Here is a 20353-nt window from a genome sequence, read left to right on the forward strand (position 1 = left end):
TTTTCCAGCCATTTATCTGGTAGAAAAACTACCAGACTACCCGTAATGAGCGGGGTTTCCTTTTCCATGTTCTCCAAGCAATGCGCAAAGACGTTGCTCCTTAATCAAAATAAGCGGGAAACACAAAAAGGATGACCTTCGACAAGGTTCATCCTTTCTTCTATCTATTGCATCGCTTCAATGACGAGCTCATAATTAACGAGTGCATCCAAAAGCGCTTGTTGCGCCAGCCAAAGATCTCTTTCTTCTTTTGTATTTACATAGGAGGAAAGCTTCTCATTGGCTAGGACAAGGTTATCCCCAAGCGCAAGTGCTTGATCCTGCACCGGCTGAGTCATATTGGCAAATGCTTGGTCTCGATCGGCTTGCAAGTTAGCGGTTGTACTCTCTACTTGCTCAATTCGTTCAGCCGTTAATAAAGAGCCCCCGCCAAATCCATCAACAGTCAACTGCAACAGCTCCTTATAATGAGAAATTGCATTTGTGAACCAAGTTGTTACTTCCTCTGCTTGTCCAGATACCGTTTGTCCATCAACACGGTATGTCTTCAAATACGTATCTTGCCCATACCCTTCATATAAAGCGCTAATTTTCGTCGCCTGAGCTCGGTCTCCCCCAGCTCCAATAAACATGTAGATCGGATCTGTCGATTGAGTTAACGTCGCAGCGAGTCCTTGCTCTTGTAGCTTCCCAACAACCTCTTGTCCTGTTGACTGCTCTCCAAATGCGCCCCCTTGTACAACTTCTAACGTAAGATCAGGGAGACCGCTTCCTCCTGCTTCAGATACAGCTGCAACCTCTGGCACAGATTCACCAGCATCTACTATGCTCGTCCCATTTCCAGTAAAAACAGTTAAAACCATAAAGCCCAAACTCAGCCCTACGACGACAGCTGAAAATAAAGCCATCACTAACATTACCGGAAATTTCGGTTTATTTTTTGCATGATACGACTTCTTCTTCCGTTTAAATGGCAGCTTTGGACTTTTCTCACTGAAGCCATCATCCCAATATGGCTGTTCATTTCTTTTTCTCTCTTCATGCTTGCTTCCAAAATCTATGATGTTATCTGGTTGAGGAATGATTTCAGCTTGATCTTCTACTGCATCTTCTCGGACCGCCGCCATTTCATTTTTTCCTTTTTGATGTTCATGAAATTTAGGTTCTTTGCCATTCAACCGGACCGAAATGGTTTGTTTTTTTTCTTCTTCCACAGGAGTCACTCCTCTCGTAACCTTTCTATACCTCCATTCTATTAAATAAGAGTGGATAATAGAACGACTAACACAAAAAAAGAAGGAAAGATTTCAAATGCATAAAAAAGTCCTTGTCTCCTTTATACCTTTCATCATTCCTTCTTCTTTTATTCGTTATAAAGAGGCGAGCGTTTCCCTGCTGGATTTGGGTAATCTATTAATGTTTGTTCTTGCTGTAATTCCTCACTAGCCTCCGGAAAATAAAATGCGGAAATCACCAGTCTAAAATCAAATGGTCTCGCTGATTCATCAACATACACTTGTTCATCTGGACCAATAAATGAAATGGAATCGATATTCAACAAACGCTCCATCCTGTCAATTTCCTCGATAAATAAAGCGAGGCCTTCATAATCATCTGCATGAATCTCAAGTGTAAATCGAACCGATTGTAAACCATCAATGTTGACAGGTAATGATACAGCCTCTACCTCCTCATCGTTAGAACCTGAGACTAATTCGATTGAGTTATTCGACTCTTGCTCATTTGATGGATCCCCTTCTACTAATACACTTCTCCCGTTTTCATCGACTTCGATTAAGGATATATAGGTGTTAGAAATTCCTTCAGCTTGTGAGAAAGCAAGCAGCATCTGATCGACAAGAGACGTCACTGGGAGTTTCTTAAGCAGTTGTTGGCTTGAGAGAGGCTGCGTGGTTTCAGGCCTTTCTTCAGCTTGGGTTTGTAGCTCACTTAATATTTGTTGTTCTACCAGCAATGTTTCTTCTGCTTGATCACGCTCCAACTGCGTGGGAAAAATGAAACTAGTTACGATAAAAAAGAAACATACGAGCAATGCGACAACAGAGCCAGTTGCGATATAGATATGTTTTCTAGTCCACTCTATTCTCATTGTGACTCACCTAAGTTCCTAACTTCAGACGTCTGAATATCTATTATAAAACTAGCAAAATACCTCGGTAATACTTGTTCATTCGAAAGGCTTGCTGCATGACTTGAATCAACGACAGATAACGTTACGGATGAAACAACCGGAGACGTTTCTAACGCATCATAATAAGCTGCCACTTCCTCTATTTGATCGAAGCTAGCCTCAACCTTCACTTCACCTGGCAGCTCATATTCAAAATTAAGAAAGAACCCTCGCTCTGGCAAAAGAGAAACAAGCTCATCAACTAACAATGAGGTTGGAATGACCTTATCTTCAAGGACCGTTACTGCTTGAGCATATTCAGCATAACCTGTGTCATCTTTGACCTGTAGTTGCTCTGTTAATTGCACCGACTCTAATTGAACAGCATAGATTTCCTCACGTAATTGAGTGGTTTCCTCTTTTACAGATGACTGATAGAAATAGAGGGCTGTCGTTCCAACCGCCACTAGGATTAATACAATAAAACTAATAAGAGGATACGTGATGTCACGCTTCTGTTTTTCTGGAAGTAGATTAATTTCAACGAGCATTATCGCACCTCTTTTTTTAAGATCAGCCCTAGTACATCATAATAACGGGCTGGTAACGGGACATCAGATAAGTCATCTAAGAAAACAAGCTGTAGTGAAAAGGAATTTTGAAAGCTTTTCTTAACAAGTTCCAAATACGGATGATCTCCACAAATAAGCATTCGTTCGATCGTCCCTGTCCCCTTTAATACATTAAATCTATAAAAATTTAACACTTTCTCGATTTCATTGGTTTGGTCATCAATTTGATTAAATAATTGATCTTGATCGCCACTCCACTCAAGCATTCCTTGTCTCTTGACTTGCCAATTCGCTTGGTCAAGTTCAGAGAAAATGGATCTTGAAAAGACGGGGTGGTGCTCGTTAAAAAAGGTCACGTTCGTATGGGTTGCATCAACCTGTACTAAAAGGGTGTAGCCATTTGTACTTGTCTGGTCGAGTTCGTGAAACAATCGATACGCGCTTAACGCTGTTAAATCGGCAGCATTTGGTCTTACTTTTACTTCTTCAAACACACTGACATAATCATGGATCGTCTTTTCTTTAGAGGCAAACACTAGCACCTCTTTTTGTCCGTCTTTCATTCCAAGCTCGTGAAAATCAAAAATGGGCTCATCAAAAGGAAGCAACAAAGAATCTCCTAAATCAAAATATAGTTTCCCTTTAATTTCCTCATGAGGAATCGCTCCATCAACTTGATGCATTCGGACGATCACTTGTCCATCTGGAACACAAAATTGAATGTCCTGACGCTTTATGTCCCACTCTTCTATACATTCTTCTAAGAATGTCACAAACGTCTCGCGTTCAACGACCTGACCCTCTCGAATAACCTCAGCAGGTAAATACCGCTCTCCATGTGCATAAACAGTTGATACATCACCTTTTTTACTGCCAACGTATCGCATGACATGGTCTTTTATCACAATCGCATGACGAGCACTTTTTGAACTTGTCCACTTTATCATAGAAATCACCTTACATTTCTAGAAGCATTCTCTTTTGAAAGCCCGTTTTATAAAAATAATCTCATATACCATTCTACTAAAGCTGATCCAAAATAATAAGAAGTAATTGTCCCCATAACAATAAATGGACCAAACGGAATTGGTTTCCTCCGCTCAACCTTGCCTATCAAAAGACCGACACCACCAATAATCGCTCCATATAAGCACGAGAAGAAAAACGCAAGCAAAGTCCCTTGCCAGCCAAGCACGAGGCCAAGCACCGCAAACAGCTTAATGTCTCCTCCACCCATCCCCCCGCGGCTAGCAACGGCTATAAGTAAAAGCAGAGTAAAGCCAATAACGGAACCCACTACCACATCCCACCAAGGATCTAATGGAGCTATCGTGACACGCAACAGCAATAAAATCGGCGCAAAAAAGAGCAGCACTTTATCAGGGATAATCATATACCGAATGTCACTAACAAATATAATAACCAAAAGCGACATTAGTACGATCGAAACGATGGTTTCTAAAGACCAGCCAAAAACAAGAAATGACGTAACAAACAACACCCCTGTCATGAACTCCACAAATGGATAGAGCGGAGAAACCTTCTGATGACAGCCCCGACATCGCCCTTTTAAAAAGAAATACGAAACAACAGGAATTAGATCTATGACGCCCAAATCCCGCCGACAAACCGTACAGTGTGAACGTGGCCTGACAATCGATTGACCATTAGGTACACGCAGCCCGACCACATTATAAAAAGATCCAAATGTCATCCCGAGTACAAACAAATAAATATAGATTAAGAGCATCATAGATTCGACCCTTCTTCACTCATTTCGTTCAATTAGATACGCCGCATAATGGTGAACACCATTTACATTCCAAACGACAACAAAAGACTCTTTAGAGAACTTCCGCAAAAACCGCTCATTCTCCTGCTCATCAAAATGCCCCTCATGAATCAGGTCCTCAACTGACATCGTCAGGCTCCCCCCAGCTTCCGATACATCTTGAAACAAAACCTCATGTTTAACGAGCTCAATTAAGAGCCGCTCGCTTTCTTTGTTACTCACCCGCTCAACCGAATCAAACACGCTCGGAAGCAGAACCACCCCACCTATATAGAGCATAATCATCAACAACACAACCGTCACGAGCTCAAAATGCGGAAAGCGATTCTTGTTGTGATTGAGTGAGAAGTGTTGGATAGGCATTGGGATCAACTCGATTCTAAGTTCCAAATTTGTATTGAAAAAGCCTATCAACAGCGATAGGCCATAAATCTAAATATGTTAAGGAACTGGGATTACTTGTCCTCTATCAAAAGAGCCCTCATCAGCTTCTTCAATTTGTCTCTCTGTACCCACTAATTGAACTCTATAGCTATAGGAACCGCTCTCTTCTCTAGTGACTAACACATAGGAGCCAACTAACTCATCAGTAGCATCGCGACTCCCCTCAACATAATCATCGTTTCCCGAATCAGGATCAACAAAATTTTCAATATAACCATCAGTCACAAGGTCTTGTAAATAAATTGCTACATTTTCATCACTTACAGTTGGCTGTAAACTAGTATCACCAGTCACTGCTAATTTAGCCGAATTAATCATCTGAGTAGCATTCGCCACATGTGCATCCTTTTTACTGTTATCTATAATCCCACCAATACTTGGTACAGCAATCGCTGCAATAATTCCTAAAATAACAACAACTGCTAATAATTCTACTAATGTTAACCCTTTTTGATTCTTTAGTTTTTGGTACCATTTACGCATTGTGTTTCTCCTCCTAAAGTAACTGTTTTTTCTTTTTTTACATGATTAGGGCGACTTGACGACATAAAAAAAACCAAATCTGTAACGGAATATGTACAAATCTGGCCGGTTGCACTACTTGCTCCTAACTACCCAAGTGCCCACATACAGGTAATTACTCATCGCGTCCTTCTAAGTTGTTATAAATCTAGTATACTACAAAAATATCTAATGTATGGCTTAATTTTAATGGGAATTTTTGCATTTGTCTAGTTCTTTTTACCCTATCGAATCAAATATTTCAAACATCGGGATCGCAATGGCTGCGACGATTATACCGACAACGCCTGCTAGCAAAACAATCATTAATGGTTCAATTAACGACTTAATTTGATCGGTTGATGCTTCCACTTCCGCCTCGTAAAAATCAGCAACTTTATCAAGCATCTGATCTAGTGATCCTGTCTTTTCTCCGACGGCAATCATCTGTGTCACAAGTGGTGGAAACGCCCAATGGGTCTCCATCGGAGCGGCAATCGATTCTCCTTTTTCAATCGACTGGCGGCAGTCTCGAATCACTTTGGCAATCACTTCATTTCCAACAATCCGTTCTGTGATGGCTAATGCTTGTAAAATCGGAACGCTACTAGCAAATAACGAGCTTAATGTTCTTGTGAGCCGGGCTAGTGCTGCTTTTTGAAAAAGCTTTCCAAAGAGCGGGAGCCGAAGAAGCGCAAAATCAAATGCATAGCGCTTGTCTTTTTGTTCTTTGATGACTCGCCAGAACAAATACAGTCCAACAAGCAATAAGAGGAACCCCCACCAATAGGCAGAAGCAATGTTCCCAGCTTGCAAGACGAGCACGGTAATAAACGGCAAATCGGCTCCAAAGCCTGCAAACATATCTGCAAAAGTCGGGACAACAAACGACAGAAGAAAGATAACAACAATAATAGCAACGAGACCTACTGCAATTGGGTACGAAAGAGCGGACATCACTTTTTGTTTCGTCCTGTGCTGCTTTTCGTAATAGGAGGCGAGTCGATCTAGAATTTCATCTAAATTCCCTCCGAGCTCCCCGGCCCGCATCATATTGATAAATAATGGTGGGAACAGCTTCCTTTGCTTTTCAGCTGCTTCTGAAAATGGATTTCCTGCTCGTAAGTCTTCTTCTATATCAGCTAAACCCGCTTTCAACGCTTTGCTCGCCGTTTGCTCTGCTAATATACTCGTTGCATCAACAACCGAAATTCCAGCTTGTAGCAATGTAGAAAACTGACGCAAATAAATGACAAAATCTTGTGATTTAATCCGCTTTGTTCCAAATGAAAGATCCTTATACAACACGCTATTTAACTCTTCCATGTGCGTAACAGCTGTCCCTTTTTCACGAATCAACTGTTTGGCTTCACGTTCTGAATCTGCTTTAACCTTCCCGGTTATTCGTTCACCTTTTTTGTTTCTACCTTGATACTTATAAACAGCCATCTAGCTTCCACTCTCTCCGATATATGGTGACGCTACTTCCTCACTAATCACTTGCTTTTCAACTAACTCTCTCACGGACATCTCTAATGTATGCATCCCACTTGCACGTCCGGTTTGCATTACACTAGGAATTTGATGAATTTTCTCATTCCGAATTAAGTTTTTTACAGCCGAATTATTAACGAGAATTTCTGTTGCTGCCCTGCGTCCTTTTCCATCAGCCGTTTTAAACAAACGCTGTGAAATAACCGCCCCAAGAACGGAGGCTAGTTGAATTCTCACTTGCGGTTGTTGCGCGGGTGGGAACACATCAATGATTCGATCAATTGTAGCTGGTGCATCTGTTGTATGCAACGTACCTAAAACAAGATGTCCCGTCTCAGCAGCTGTAATCGCTGTTGAGATCGTTTCAAGGTCACGCATCTCACCAACGAGAATAATATCAGGGTCTTGTCTCAAGCAGCCTTTTAAACCATTCGCAAAATTTTTGGTGTCAAAGCCGACTTCACGTTGGTTAATAATCGATTTCTTATGACGATGTAAGTATTCAATCGGGTCTTCTAGTGTAATGATATGCTTGTTGCACGTGTCATTTAAATAATCGATCATAGCCGCTAGTGTCGTCGACTTCCCACTTCCCGTTGGTCCAGTGACGAGCACAAGTCCTTGTGGCTTTCGTGCGATGTCACGTAATACAGGAGGCATATTTAAATCGTCCAGACTAGGGATCACCGTTGGCACAACACGAATGGCCAGACAAATACAAGACCGCTGGAAATACGCATTTACACGAAAGCGCGATACACTAACGATCCCATAAGAAAAGTCGAGCTCACCTCTTTTTTGGAATTCCTTCCATAACAGTTCTGAAATGATCGATTTCGCCATCCCTTCCGTATCTTTTGGCTTTAATACAGTGCTATCGTGATGGTGAAGCTCTCCATTAATTCGGAACACAGGAGGGACTCCTACTGTTAAATGAATATCTGAGGCTCCTTGATTAAATGCCTCGACTAATAATGCCTCTAATCGTTCTTTCATAGTTACCCTCCTACTCATCTAACGCGACACGAAGTACTTCATCCAATGTCGTTAAGCCTTGCTTTACTTTTAACAAGCCATCATCAATCAGAAAGATCATGCCATTCTTTAAGGCATACTCGCGAATTGAGCTCATCGACTGATTGTTCATCATGAGCTGCCTGATCGTATCATCTATGACGAGCACTTCTTGAATCGCAATCCGGCCTTTATAGCCAGTATCTTTACAAGTTTGGCATCCTTCTCCACGGTAGATCGTCCCCGGTTTCATGCCGCGCCTTTGAAATAAATTTCGTTCCATTTCATTCGGCTCGTATGCTTTTTTGCATTGTGGGCAATTTTTGCGGACCAAGCGTTGTGCAACAATACCAGATAACGAAGAAACGACCAAGTAAGGCTCAATGCCCATATCAATTAAACGCGGAATCGTTGCAATTGCGCTATTCGTGTGTAACGTGCTTAGGACAAGATGCCCTGTCAACGAAGCTCGGATGGCAATTTCCGCCGTTTCGGCATCACGAATCTCTCCTACCATCACAATATTAGGATCTTGACGCAAAATCGAACGTAAACCAGCTGCAAAGCTTAAACCAACCTGGTTATTAACTTGAACTTGGTTAATGCCTTCAATTTGATACTCAACTGGGTCCTCAATCGTAATAATGTTCACTTGATCTGTATTTAAATGATTTAGTCCAGCGTATAAGGTCGACGATTTTCCAGAACCAGTTGGACCCGTAATAACTAATAAACCAGAAGGCTGTTCAATAAGCTTCATAAATTTTTGGTGATTGAGCTTATTAAAGCCAAGCTGAGAAATTTTATTAAGTGTACTCCCTAGATCTAGAATACGAATTACAATCTTTTCTCCATAAACGGTAGGGAGTGTCGAAATTCTTAAATCAATCGGTGTTTTATTGACAAACGTTTTAATCCGCCCATCTTGAGGAAGACGCGTTTCTGTAATATTTAAATTAGCCATGATTTTCACTCGCGCAATTAACGAATTTTGAATACGTTTCGGGAAAGCTTGCTCTGTTTTCAGTACCCCATCTACCCTATAGCGGATAACAAGCTTCTTTTCTTGTGGGTCGATATGAATATCACTTGCTTTTTGACTTAGACCCGTTTGTAAAAGCTGATTGACCAACTTGATGACTGGTGCATCATTTTCTCCAACTTGGCCATTAGTTGTATTCGCTTTTTCCTCTAGTTCTTCTAGTAGTTCGTTATCTACAAGTGCTTCACCCATATTGTAGTGACGATCAATCGCTTGAGTAATCTCATCCTTTGTCGCAATGGCCGTATCGATTTGATAACCCGTAAGCATTCGTAAATCGTCTATCGCAAAATAATCCATCGGATCTGCCATCGCCACTAGCAACTGATTCCCATCGAGTTTTAATGGGATGAGTTTATTTCGTATAGCGAATTCCTTTGGGACAACCTTCATCAAATTCACATCAATCGGATAACGATACAAGCTAATTTGTTCAATCCCAAGTTGAATCTCTAGCGCCTCAATTAATTGCTGCTCTGTAATGAAACCAAGTTCTAGCAACGCATCTCCTAGCTTTTGATCCGATGCTTTTGCATCAAGTGCTTCATTCAGTTGCTTTTCTTGGAGGAGTCCAGCATCAACTAGGAGATCCCCTAACCGTTTTCTTCCTTTTGCCATGTTGCCCCTCCTTATTCTTCACCCTTCACCTTGCTCGGTGCATCTTCATCATTGTTTGAGCTAGACTGACCGCTAGTTGAATCCAACTCTGTGCTGTTTTGTTCATCTGTTTCATCTTGATTTTCTTCCGTTACACTCGAATCATTTGAATCAGTTGATTCCGTTGACCTCTCACTTTCAACATCTTCATTTTGACGCGTAAGCAATCCTCGCTCCTCTATATGATGGACAGCTGGATAATAATCACTTGAAAGTTTAACACGATTCCTCAACGTACCATCCCTATAATGGACCAATTGATACACATCGGCACGATAGCCTTTTTTTCCCGTTCGAATTAGCTGTTGATCACCTCGCATACGCTTACTCGCATATTGGATAATCGTCCTTGGTTCAATCTCCTCGATATTGTCTACAGCTAATGAGTATGTGTAGATAAATTCCTTCCCCTCCAAGGAAAAGTGTAATTTTTCATGTTCATAAGAGGTATGCAATCTGTAAGCATTTGCATTCGGGTTATATGCTTTAAAATCAAGCTCAAAAGACCCGGCTGCTGCATAGCCTACATTGGCATAGGTTGGCAAAACGACACTCGTATGACGTTCCATTAGTTCGAAGTTTGTTTGTCCAAATAATTGGTAAAAGGCCGTTGCTAAAATCGTTAACCCTTGACGGTCATTTACATGGACATTGACTTCTTTTAACACTTCATGCAAAGAAAACAACTGCTGTGGCTCGATTTCATAACCGTCTAATGCCTGTACCCAATTTCTCACATACATAGAGGACACACCTTCTAAAGTTACTTCAGCAACGACGCGTTCTTCTAATTTTGTAATAAAAAAATCATTCAGTTGATAGTTTTCCTGTGGCATTTGCAAGGACCGTACATCCTCGGCTACATGGGCCCCTAGCTGCTCCATGTCGACCTGGCTTGCCACCGTGTATTTCTGTAGTTCTTGCAAATAACTTTCAACTATTGGACGTTTGACAAGAGCATATAACTCAACCTGCCGGGCGTCCCATGCCTCATTTAAAGCTCGCTCGACGTCAAATTCAATTTCTTCCCCTCTAATTTGAACGCTCTCATCTAAGATAACAAAGTCAATAGTGACATTTTTTTGCCATTCTTCAATACGATCAAAAAGTCCTTGTCTTGCTTCTTCTTCTGTTAGTCCTTCTACGGTAATTCCAGCTATTTCGGTTCCTCGCTCATACGTTTTTTCCGATGAAAAAATCGCACCTGCTATCAGATGACCAACGACCGTAAAGAACATTAAGAAAACAATACAAAATAAAAGCCACAAACTAGCTTGTATAAATGGTTGTCTCATCAATCGGATTCATCCTTTACTTATCATTTTCAAGCTGCTCAAATAATTTGTGTCGATTGAACATAACTTCTGCATTCGTATTGTCTTCCTCTGTCCGTAACGTCTTTTCATGCTTGTCTTCAAGCGCTTCTCTATTCAAATCTACTTCGACATCATCCATTGGAATACGGATTGGAAGATCATCTTCATCTCTTGTGTCCTTGAGTTCTCGAGGCAACAAACTCAAGCTCTCCTCTTCTTCGTCATAATCGTCAACTTGTTCAAATATTCTCTTTGGTTGCTGTTCGAAATAATGGACAATATCTGTTTCTGAATCTAGCTCGTGGAAGCTCTCATCCTTCTCTTCGTCTACCGTCAGAAGAACAGCTTCCCTATTATTCTGATTTAAATTGATGGAGTCTTCTTCTACTAAATCCTCTTTCTCAGCACCTGCTATGGATACTGCATTCTCCTGAGGCCAATCCTCTTCCTTTAATCCTATTTCTAGCTCTAGTTGTTTTCCTAGAATAAGAGAAAAAAAGAGAAAGAGCCCAACAAAGGCCAACACGGCAATATATAATGAATAAAGGGAGTACAGTAAAAAAGTAACAAGTAAAAGCAAAGCAGCGATACAGATAAACTGTATTTGAAGTTTACGAGAAAATGAAGTTGGTTTCTTGTAAACAAGTACAAAGAGGACCATTGTTCCAATTAGTAGAGATACAAACAAGACCATCGTAGCTTTCCACCTTTATCAAATATGGTAATATAAACCTGTGAATATAGTCACTTTTCTTTGTGATACTGTGATCATTGTATACTATAGTAGTAGGAATGAAAAGGTACGATAACATGAAAAAAATGCCTCTCGTTTCCCTTTTGAAACAGGAGGCATTTTTCAAATTAAAGAAAAGCCGATACTTAGTCAAAGTTAGAATGAATACGTCTTTCTCACCCTCACTCACTTAAATTAAGTAGCGGCTTCCTTTGTGTTTTTCACTTCACTATATGTTGCTACTCGGTCGCGCCCTTTCTGCTTTGCTCCATTATACATCGCGCGGTCTGCTCTTCGAATCAATGAAAAAGCATCCATCATATTGTCCTCATGTTCATCGATTAACTCTGAACTTGCCACCCCAATACTCGCTGTTACTGTAACGAACTTAGTTTGATTTTCAGACTTCAAGTCACTTTTTATCAAAATAGGAGTTCCTTTTAATTTCTCTTGAAGTGCAAGCCCAATCTCATATGCTTCTGCTTCATTTCTTTTTGGTAAGAGCAATACGAACTCTTCCCCACCATACCTGGCAACTGTAACATCTCTGGGAACGACATCCACTAACCTTCTAGCCACTTCACATAGAACATCATTACCACTTTGGTGTCCATATGTGTCATTAATCCTCTTAAAGTGATCAAGGTCCAATAAAATGAGCGAGAGTGTATCCTCTTGATTTTCAAGGATCGTTTCTTTAAGTACTTCCTCGAAATATCGTAAATTGTACAAACTGGTAAGTGGACAATGGTAACTTTCTCGTTTCGTCTTTTCAAGATTTTGAACGGTTTCTATCGCAACAGATAACATGTTCGCAATGATTTCAACAACCATAATTTGATGTGGCAAAAAACCTTTTTTCTGCTTCGATGCAATGGTTATCACTCGTTTGATGTCCTGCCGATTCTTCAAAGGAATTGCTAGGATCGACTGCAAATCAAGAGGTAGCTCTTTTCCTGTAATCAACCATTGTTGGCGTTCTTCAGCCAAGGCTAGTTCTTTCGTTTTCAACACCTTCATCGAAAAATGATCTCCCTTTTTAAGCTCGAGTGGGACAGGGGCTGAATCTTTTTGATCCATATAAATTAACGAAAGATGGTCATCCTTCACATCATACAAATAGAGATGGTCCCAATTTAAAAATTCATCTAACCTCTCTCTAACTTTCGTCATCAATTCATCTACTGATCGACTTGAACTTAATTCATAGCCAAATTCTGTAACCTTTTTTAATAGATGGTTTATTCGCTTTGTTGAGTTATACACTTTAAAAACAATTGAAATCCCAACAAAAATAATTCCAGATAATAATATCGCCAGTGTTCCAATTTCAGCATAAAGGACAACAAGAATGATGACGAGAGGTAAAAGGATTCCGGCTGCTGTACCTTCCATCCAAAGCCCTTTGATAAAATGTTGTTTTTTTATCCCAAACAAATATTTCCTTGTGGCAAATATAAAGAAATGATTAGCAAATAGAAAAGTCGCCGCATATAACACTAAAGCATGACCATGTCGGATTAATGAGAAGACTTCTCCGACTTGTCCCCCTACTAAATAAAACACAGATGCAGCTGCAATAGACGTTAGCAAAAAAATAATGGAATTAATCGGAATGCGATAAAGCTCCTTCCGTTTTAAGCCAGATACAACTAACACAACTAGTAAAGCTATCTGGGTAACGAATACTTCTAGACTAAAGCCATAATAGATAAAAATAGCAAGAGTTCCCCACTGAAAAGAGGTCAGTGTATGATTTCGATAATGGATAGGAAAGAAGGAGGCGAGTACAACTAAAGCAAGGAACGCCCACACTTGGGGAAACTGGAACATCAAAAAGGCTTCCCTTTGAATGAGAAATATCAACAAGAACACCATTAATAGGAACCAAACCATCCAGATAAACTGTTCTTTTTTCCTTGTCATGTCTCGCAACCTCCTTCCTTATTTCATATAATTCTTACGCCATTCTTCCCTAATCGCCGAGATGAAATAAAGCGATCCAGCGACTACAAGCATTTCCTCATCCTTTAATGCTTGTACTTCCTCAGCTAACGCTTTTTCCCATTGGTCTTCATAACGCTTCACTTCGACTGCTGCCTGATCAAACAAAACTTGGCTACTAGCCGCACGAAAGAAGTCAAAGCTTGTAAATGTAAAAGATGCATCCATTCCTTCAAACGGTTTTAATAATTTCCCCATATCTTTTTCTTTCGTAGCAGCCAGTAAAAAACGAAATGTTTTCTTCGGATAATGAAGAATTAATGTCTTTGCTAATGATTCCATTCCTTCTTGATTATGAGCACCGTCAATAACAACAAGCGGGTGTTCATTCAATTTCTCAAATCTCCCAATCCATGTGGTCGCTTTGAGCCCTTCACGGATCGCTTCTGCAGATATAATAAATCCATATTTTTCGATTAATAATTCTAAGGCACATATGGCAACGGACGCATTTTCACGTTGATGTGGGCCTGGCATTTGAATCGTGACATTCTCAAATGCATGACGGTCACTTGTATAGGTAAATGATTGAACATGTCTATCAATGTCTACTAATGATTCCTCGAAGTGTTCCCTTAATTGAAAATAAGGAGCTTGTTTTTCTTTCGCTGTTTCCATGATGATTTCCTGCGCCTCTTTTTGAGCAATCCCAGAAACAATAGGCGTGTTTCTTTTAATGATTCCTGCTTTTTCAAAAGCAATTTCGCCAAGAGTCTCTCCAAGAATATGCATATGGTCAAATCCAATAGATGTGATCACTGACAATAAAGGGGTAATCACATTGGTCGAGTCTAATCTACCACCTAGTCCTACTTCTAACAAGACGATATCAGGCTTGGCCACATGGGCAAAATAGTCAAATGCGATCGTAGTGATCACCTCAAATTCTGTCGGACTTCCAAGCTCTGTTTGTGCTAATTCCTCTACTAACGGTCGAATCTTGTTTGCTGATTCCACTAGTGAATGTTCATCGATCGGCTGGCCATTCAAAGAAATCCGTTCTTCAAACCGTTCAATATATGGGGAGGTAAACGTGCCAACATTATAATCTGCCTTTTCCAAGACATGTCTCATAAAACTAACCGTTGAGCCCTTGCCATTCGTTCCGCCAATATGAACAACTTTCATCTTTTGTTCAGGATTCCCAAGGCGCTTAAGCATCCATTCCATTCGTTTTAATCCTGGCTTGATCCCAAAAGGGAGTAGACTATGAATCCATTCAATTACTTCCATTCCTTTTTGCACATTCCCACTCCTAATCTTGAAAAACAATAAATATCATAGTAACTTTATTATTTTATCTTACCATTATAATGATGAAAGGCTGACTACAATTCTAGCATCCTAACACTCAATTCTTTAATCAATTTGTCGAACTACCTAGTGGGAAATCTGCTTCATTTTCAATATACTCATCGATGTTTTTAAAGATTACCTTTGTTCCACCACTTGTAACATGAAAACCATCCCTTGCAATGACAAGTCCTTCAAAATGAGTACCATGAAACGTTACTTTTCCATTTGGTGCAAATAACACACCGGTCATTTTGTTAACCCATTGATTATTTCCAATTGTAATATCTCCTTGACTCACAATAATCGCATCTGTAAACGTAGAAATATGCCTCCCTAACTGATCATCATAATAGCTTTGAATATTAACATTATTTGCGAATATTTTCATATTGTTTTCTCTTATCGTTTGATCATACCCTTTATTCCTATACCAATCATCAGCTCGTAACTGTGGAATGCCTAGATCTGGTATTTGTTTAGTCTCAACCTCTGATTGATGAATAACTTTAGAAAGGATGTTTTGATTATAATTATTAGGGTGCTGCAAAGACCCTGTATAATAAATTCTTGTATGTTCACTTAAAGTCGGTGTCCACCCAAGTTCAACATCACCATTCACATACACATTTCCAAATATACGAGCATCTTTCAAACGAAAGTTCCCATTCACATATACATCTCCATACACATTGCGAGAACCACTCCACAATCCAAGGTTCCCATTAATAATTATATCTCCAGGATGCGTCAGTGAACCTAGGCTAGCACTTCCACCATCTAATTGAGCAGAACCATCAATAAAAATATGAGAGACATTGCTAAAGGCCCCCCCATTTAATTGATTCGTCTCTAAATTTCCTCTAATAATCATCGTAGCATTTGGCCCTTCCACATCTCCACCGCTGAAGATAAGTTGGGATCCATATACAAACACATTATCATTTCGAACGATTGTATAAAACGTATCTTCCTCTGATCCTGAATCAGGGATGTCAATTACAATCGGCTCAGAATACATCTCTTTCTGTTTTCCTTCAATAATGGTATCGACAGAAAAATGATAGTCCTTGTTTTCAATCGTAAATTGAACGGGTAAATGTTCATATGGATCAATCAAATTTTCGGTACACGCTTGATCTAAAACATGAGCTTCTTTTAACAACATTTCACTAACGGTTATATGATTAGAAATGAACAATTCATCTACACAAACGCTATAATTTGCTATTTCAGCTTGATGTTTCTGCCTTAGTTGCGTAATAATAATATTAGCCTCTTGTCTTAGGTCGATATGAGATTGGGTTTTGTCATTGTGTTTTGATGTCGTCGTTAAAACACCAAATGCGATTCCGATTATCATCGTAAATAACGCTAACGTTATTAATAGTTCAATTAATGTAATCCCCGATTGCTCTTTGAGATATCTATTTAACAAAAAATTCACCACACTTTTCACTAATTGGCATCAAAGGAGAATTTATGAGATACATTCAAACCAAATTAAATAGTAATGGTCTAACGTTAATTGAATTACTAGCATCTATTACTCTCCTAAGTATCGTCATTCTTACATTCTTAAGTTTCTTTTCTCAATCTATCATGCTTTCAGGAAAAGTTGAAGATAAATTAGTTGCCATTAATTTAGCAGAAAAAGTATTAGTCTCTGTTAAAGAAGAAAAAGAATTGTTTAATGGCCTATACGAGAATGAGGCTTTTGAATATGAACTGGACGAAATAACACAAAATGGAAAGCTATATTGTCCAAAAATAACCTCGTTCCCATTAAACGAACATAGTGAAAACGAGGTCCATCTCGGCTTACGGCAAATTAGCATATCGATTTTCCCTTCTAGTGAGCAATGTAATTATACGACACCTCTAGCTGAAGTTTATAGTTACATTAAGATAGGAGGCGATTAAATTGAGGAAGAAAATAGGCTTGAAAGAAGATGGTTACGCCCTCATTTTAGTTCTCCTCGTCATTGCCGTCATTGGAATATTAGCACCAATCATTATTTCAAATATCATGAGTAGCGCTAATCAATTTAATAAATCTGAAGAGGATATTCAAATGGCGAAGCTAGAAGAAATGGGCACTTTATATATCGAAACAGCCTTGCAAAAAACAATAGAAGACGTACAAGAAGAAGGGGCGTGGCGTGAAACTTTACCAACTAACCCTGGAATGACAGAAATAGGAGATTCGTTAAGAAGTGCCTTGCAAATGAAACTTCAAAACCAAGGCTACACAGAAGAAGTTGAAATCATCGTGCTGGGAGACCATTCGAAAATCTTTCTATCCATTGATGAGATTCATATTCAAATTGAAAATGATCAGACATTTTCTTTGAACATCCATTATACGATACAGACGGCTTTACACTCAGAATTTAGAAACACGTTAAAGGCTGAGACAAGTATACCCTTTACAATTAATTAAGCATGGCTTTCAAACAAAAGAGGGCAGTGAAAAGGTTATAAACCTACCTTTTCACTGCCCTCGACCATTTTTGTCTTATTTATGCCTTCAACTCGGCAATTCTCGCCTCAACTGTTTCACGTTTAGCGATATAATCAGCCTGCTTTGCTTTTTCTTCTTCAATTACTTTTGCCGGTGCTTTGGCAATAAAACCTTGATTTCCTAATTTTTTCTCAACACGCTCAACTTCTTTATTCCATTTATCAAGTTCCTTTTCTAAACGAGCGATCTCGGCATCTAAATCTAACAAGCCAGCAAGTGGTAAGAACAATTCTACTCCTGATAGTACTTGCGACATCGATTTTTCAGGCGCCTTCACATCTGTACCTATTTCAAGCTTGCTCGGATTACAGAACTTCTCAATATAACTTTGACCGCGAGTCAGTTTTCCTAATACATGGTCATCTTTCGCATGAACGAGTAACTCAATTTGCTTACTCATCGGGACGTTTAACTCCGCTCTCGTATTACGAACTGAACGGATCATTTCCTTAAGTAGCTCCATATCTTCAACTGCCTCTTCAAACATATATGCTTCCTGTTTCGTTGGCCATGCAGCAATGGTGATCGATTCGCCTTTATGCGGCAAATGTTGCCAAATTTCCTCGGTAATAAATGGCATCATTGGATGAAGAAGTCGCATCGTCTGATCTAATACATAAGCTAGTACTGAACGTGTCGTTTTCTTTGCTTCCTCATCTTCTCCGTATAATGGTAACTTCGCCATTTCAATATACCAATCACAGAAATCATCCCAGATGAAGTTATAAAGCAAACGCCCAACTTCACCAAATTCATATGCATCGATTAAGCGTGTTACATCAGCGATCGTCTCCTGTAGACGAGTTAAAATCCACTTATCCGCAATCGTTTTTTCACCACTTAAATCAATTTCTTCATACGTTAACCCTTCCATGTTCATTAACGCAAAACGTGATGCATTCCAAATCTTGTTTCCAAAATTCCATGTTGATTCGACCTTTTCCCAGTAAAAACGCAAGTCATTTCCCGGGGAACTACCGGTAGATAAGAAGAATCGTAATGAATCAGCACCGTATTTGTCGATAACATCCATAGGATCAACACCGTTTCCAAGTGACTTACTCATCTTGCGTCCCTCAGAATCCCGAACAAGCCCGTGGATTAATACATCATCAAATGGGCGCTTCCCTGTAAATTCAAGACCTTGGAAAATCATTCTTGATACCCAGAAGAAAATGATATCATAGCCCGTGACTAAAACATTCGTAGAATAGAAACGGTCATAGTCTAACGATGCTTCATCAGGCCAACCCATTGTTGAAAACGGCCATAGAGCTGAGCTGAACCACGTATCTAAAACATCTTCATCTTGCTTCCAATTTTCTATGTCTGCTGGCGCTTCGTGACCGACATACACTTCACCTGTTTCCTTATGGTACCAAGCTGGTATACGGTGTCCCCACCATAGCTGCCTAGAGATACACCAATCACGGATGTTTTCCATCCAACGTAAGTATGTCTTTTCAAATCGCTCTGGTACAAAATTCACTTTTTCTTCTGAGTTCTGTAGGTCAATCGCTGCATCTGCAAGTGGTTGCATTTTCACGAACCATTGTGTTGATAAATATGGTTCGACGACAGCTCCACTGCGCTCTGAGTGCCCTACGGAATGCATGTGCTCTTCAACTTTGAACAGAATGCCTTCGTCTTGTAAATCCTTAACGATTTGCTTGCGGCACTCAAAACGGTCCATGCCTTGGTATTTCCCTGCTTTTGCATTCATCGTTCCATCTTCGTTCATGACAAGAATGCGTTCAAGATTGTGCCTATTCCCAATTTCAAAATCATTCGGATCATGTGCTGGCGTGATTTTTACTGCTCCTGAACCGAATTCCATGTCCACATATTCATCGCCCACAATAGGAATTTCACGATTCGTGATAGGTAAAGTAACCGTCTTACCGATCAGGTGCTTATAACGTTCATCTTCTGGATGAACAGCAACCGCTGTATCACCGAGCATCGTTTCAGGACGAGTTGTTGCAACTTCAATCTGTCCACTTCCATCAGTTAAAGGATAATTCATGTGATAAAACGCGCCTTGAACATCTTGATAAATGACCTCAATGTCTGATAGAGCTGTTTTCGTTTGTGGATCCCAGTTGATGATATATTCCCCGCGATAGATTAATCCTTTTTCATATAGTTTCACAAACACTTCTCGAACCGCTTTAGATAGACCTTCATCTAGAGTAAAGCGCTCCCTGGAATAATCTAATGAAAGACCCATCTTAGACCATTGGTTACGGATAAACGACGCATACTCTTCTTTCCACTCCCAAGACTTTTCCAAAAACTTTTCTCTACCTAAATCATAACGACTAAGTCCTTGTTCTTTAAGCTTCCCTTCGACCTTTGCCTGAGTGGCAATTCCTGCATGATCCATTCCAGGTAACCATAGAGTATCGTAGCCTTGCATTCTCTTTACACGAGCTAAAATATCTTGTAAAGTTGTATCCCACGCATGACCTAAATGCAGTTTCCCTGTAACGTTAGGTGGTGGGATCACAATTGAATATGGTTGTTTCGACTCATCACCAGTCGCCTCAAAGAATTTACCTTCCTTCCAAAAAGAATACCATTTTGCTTCGGTCTCTTGCGGATTGTATTTTGTTGGCATCGTTAACTTTTCATCACTCATCATGTTTCCTCCTCAATTCAAACAAATAAAAAAACCCCCTCCATCCAAAGGACGAAGAAAGTTCACTCGCGGTACCACCTTTGTTTGCAGTACAAAAAATCTAACGTACTACACACTCAATCTGATAACGGTCAGCTGCCGGCTAGCCTTATGAATCAAACGATTTTTCAGGATAGCTGCTCCTAGGCGACATTC

The 20353-nt window shown here is 39.9% G+C and carries 18 protein-coding genes, 1 riboswitch and 1 other annotated feature (1 of these 20 running past the window's edge); of the genes, 2 read left to right on the forward strand and 16 right to left on the reverse strand.

What is annotated here, in order from left to right:
* Nucleotides 1-164: 164 nt before the first annotated feature.
* The 15 genes from LQ50_RS05610 to LQ50_RS05680 form a co-directional block, all read right to left on the reverse strand.
* Complete coding sequence (locus LQ50_RS05610; RefSeq protein ID WP_034626959.1) at nucleotides 165-1214, reverse strand: hypothetical protein; 1050 nt, start codon at nucleotides 1212-1214, stop codon at nucleotides 165-167.
* A 149-nt stretch (nucleotides 1215-1363) separates the two neighbouring features.
* Nucleotides 1364-2110, reverse strand: coding sequence for a hypothetical protein (locus tag LQ50_RS05615; protein ID WP_034626961.1), 747 nt, complete (start codon nucleotides 2108-2110; stop codon nucleotides 1364-1366).
* Entirely contained in the window at nucleotides 2107-2682 is a 576-nt protein-coding gene (locus LQ50_RS05620; protein WP_034626962.1) for a PilN family protein, read from the reverse strand. Before LQ50_RS05620 ends, LQ50_RS05615 begins: the two co-directional genes overlap by 4 nt.
* Entirely contained in the window at nucleotides 2682-3650 is a 969-nt protein-coding gene (gene pilM, locus LQ50_RS05625) for a type IV pilus biogenesis protein PilM (RefSeq protein WP_034626964.1), read from the reverse strand. The genes LQ50_RS05620 and pilM overlap by 1 nt, the downstream gene beginning before the upstream one ends.
* Before the next feature lie 47 nt (nucleotides 3651-3697).
* Nucleotides 3698-4456 carry a prepilin peptidase gene (locus LQ50_RS05630; protein ID WP_034626966.1) on the reverse strand — a complete coding sequence of 253 codons (759 nt, stop codon included), beginning with the start codon at nucleotides 4454-4456 and terminating at the stop codon, nucleotides 3698-3700.
* A gap of 15 nt (nucleotides 4457-4471) precedes the next feature.
* Nucleotides 4472-4858 carry a hypothetical protein gene (locus LQ50_RS05635; RefSeq protein WP_152608167.1) on the reverse strand — a complete coding sequence of 129 codons (387 nt, stop codon included), beginning with the start codon at nucleotides 4856-4858 and terminating at the stop codon, nucleotides 4472-4474.
* A 78-nt stretch (nucleotides 4859-4936) separates the two neighbouring features.
* On the reverse strand, nucleotides 4937-5422 hold the full coding sequence (locus tag LQ50_RS05640; protein ID WP_052144604.1) for a competence type IV pilus major pilin ComGC: 486 nt from the start codon (nucleotides 5420-5422) through the stop codon (nucleotides 4937-4939).
* Nucleotides 5423-5516: 94 nt separating this feature from the next.
* Nucleotides 5517-5600, reverse strand: a riboswitch (cyclic di-GMP riboswitch).
* Nucleotides 5601-5680: 80 nt separating this feature from the next.
* A complete protein-coding gene (locus LQ50_RS05645; protein ID WP_034626970.1) occupies nucleotides 5681-6889 on the reverse strand; it encodes a type II secretion system F family protein in 1209 nt (402 codons plus the stop codon).
* Complete coding sequence (locus tag LQ50_RS05650; protein ID WP_034626972.1) at nucleotides 6890-7930, reverse strand: type IV pilus twitching motility protein PilT; 1041 nt, start codon at nucleotides 7928-7930, stop codon at nucleotides 6890-6892. It lies immediately after the preceding gene.
* A gap of 10 nt (nucleotides 7931-7940) precedes the next feature.
* Nucleotides 7941-9608, reverse strand: coding sequence for a GspE/PulE family protein (locus LQ50_RS05655; protein WP_034626973.1), 1668 nt, complete (start codon nucleotides 9606-9608; stop codon nucleotides 7941-7943).
* Nucleotides 9609-9619: 11 nt separating this feature from the next.
* Nucleotides 9620-10942: a G5 domain-containing protein gene (locus LQ50_RS05660; RefSeq protein ID WP_034626974.1), complete on the reverse strand. Its 1323-nt coding sequence runs from the start codon at nucleotides 10940-10942 to the stop codon at nucleotides 9620-9622.
* 16 nt (nucleotides 10943-10958) lie between these two features.
* Entirely contained in the window at nucleotides 10959-11657 is a 699-nt protein-coding gene (locus LQ50_RS05665) for a hypothetical protein (protein ID WP_034626976.1), read from the reverse strand.
* Nucleotides 11658-11891: 234 nt separating this feature from the next.
* Nucleotides 11892-13622: a sensor domain-containing diguanylate cyclase gene (locus LQ50_RS05670; protein ID WP_034626978.1), complete on the reverse strand. Its 1731-nt coding sequence runs from the start codon at nucleotides 13620-13622 to the stop codon at nucleotides 11892-11894.
* 18 nt (nucleotides 13623-13640) lie between these two features.
* Complete coding sequence (locus LQ50_RS05675; RefSeq protein ID WP_052144605.1) at nucleotides 13641-14945, reverse strand: bifunctional folylpolyglutamate synthase/dihydrofolate synthase; 1305 nt, start codon at nucleotides 14943-14945, stop codon at nucleotides 13641-13643.
* A 118-nt stretch (nucleotides 14946-15063) separates the two neighbouring features.
* Nucleotides 15064-16431 carry a PulJ/GspJ family protein gene (locus LQ50_RS05680; protein WP_034626980.1) on the reverse strand — a complete coding sequence of 456 codons (1368 nt, stop codon included), beginning with the start codon at nucleotides 16429-16431 and terminating at the stop codon, nucleotides 15064-15066.
* 44 nt (nucleotides 16432-16475) lie between these two features.
* On the opposite strand from LQ50_RS05680, the gene LQ50_RS05685 reads away from it, so the two are divergent.
* Nucleotides 16476-16916 (forward strand): type IV pilus modification PilV family protein, encoded by a 441-nt coding sequence (locus LQ50_RS05685; RefSeq protein ID WP_034626981.1) that lies wholly within the window; start codon nucleotides 16476-16478, stop codon nucleotides 16914-16916.
* 1 nt (nucleotide 16917) lies between these two features.
* Complete coding sequence (locus tag LQ50_RS05690) at nucleotides 16918-17436, forward strand: type II secretion system protein (protein WP_034626982.1); 519 nt, start codon at nucleotides 16918-16920, stop codon at nucleotides 17434-17436.
* A 79-nt stretch (nucleotides 17437-17515) separates the two neighbouring features.
* Here the strand turns inward: LQ50_RS05690 and LQ50_RS05695 are convergent, their stop codons facing one another.
* Nucleotides 17516-20158: a valine--tRNA ligase gene (locus tag LQ50_RS05695; RefSeq protein ID WP_034626984.1), complete on the reverse strand. Its 2643-nt coding sequence runs from the start codon at nucleotides 20156-20158 to the stop codon at nucleotides 17516-17518.
* A gap of 44 nt (nucleotides 20159-20202) precedes the next feature.
* Nucleotides 20203-20353, reverse strand: a binding site (T-box leader); it runs 86 nt beyond the window's last position.

The organism is Halalkalibacter okhensis (assembly GCF_000787375.1).
GTDB classification, from domain to species: Bacteria; Bacillota; Bacilli; order Bacillales; family Bacillaceae_D; genus Halalkalibacter; species Halalkalibacter okhensis.